Source organism: Vibrio sp. Vb1026 (assembly GCF_033338745.1).
Lineage (GTDB): Bacteria > Pseudomonadota > Gammaproteobacteria > Enterobacterales > Vibrionaceae > Vibrio > Vibrio alginolyticus.
On record NZ_JAWOTH010000223.1, the window covers coordinates 1 to 1,003 of the forward strand.

At 48.8% G+C, this 1,003-nt stretch carries 1 protein-coding gene; it reads left to right on the forward strand.

All coding sequences use genetic code 11. The annotated features are described in order from the left end of the window. Nucleotides 1-1,003, forward strand: a 1,003-nt coding sequence (locus R7E47_RS25460) for an efflux RND transporter permease subunit (RefSeq protein ID WP_318085618.1), incomplete at both ends; no start/stop codon positions are given.

A 1,003-nucleotide genomic window follows, 5' to 3' on the forward strand; every position in this document is an offset into this window, starting at 1 on the left:
TGCAAGTTGCAGTCATTCGTGACTATGGCGAAACGGCGAATGCGAAAGTAAACAACTTGGTATCAAGCCTTGGCATCTCTATTCTAACGGTCGTGGTGTTTGTCGGTTTGTTCTTGAACTGGCGAAGCGCATTGGTGGTTGGTATCGCGATTCCGATTAGCTATGGTGCCGCGCTCGGGATGGACTTGGCATTTGGCTATTCCATCAACCGAGTCACACTCTTTGCGTTGATTTTGGCGCTAGGTTTGATCGTGGACGATCCGATCGCGAGTATCGACAACATTGAACGCTACCTCAAACGAAAAAATCTAACACGAACCAATGCGATTGTTCTCGCCATGGCAGAAATTCGTAGCGCCTTGTTAATGTCGACGGTCGCGATTGTTATCGTGTTTACGCCGATGTTTTTTATCACTGGGATGATGGGGCCTTACATGGCGCCACTGGCGTTCAACGTTCCGATCAGCGTTATCTTTAGTACCGTTGTCGCGTTTATGATCACGCCTTGGCTTGCCAAGAAGCTACTCAAAGGTGCTGAGGAAAACGGCCACTATGACATCCAATCTTCGCCGATGTATCGTTTGTATCGTGGTGTGTTGATTCCGCTACTTGAAAGTCGCAAGAAAGCATGGCTTTTCCTTGGTTTGGTTGCCTTGTTGTTCGTCTTGGCAGCATTGTTGCCAGCACTTCGCTTAGTTCCACTCAAGTTGCTGCCTTATGACAATAAAAATGAGTTCCAATTGGTATTAAACATGCCAGAGTCTTCAAGCTTTGTGGATACCTCCAACGCGCTGTCGAGCTTTACGGACTATTTAATGACGGTGCCGGAAGTGACAAGTGTGTCGGGCTTTGCAGGCACCGCTTCCCCAATGGATTTCAACGGCATGGTGCGCCACTACTTTATGCGTAGCGAACCATACCAAGGCGAGCTTCGAGTCGTTTTTGCAGAGAAGAATAGCCGCGCAATGCAATCACACGAGTTGGTGACACGACTCAGGGCGGA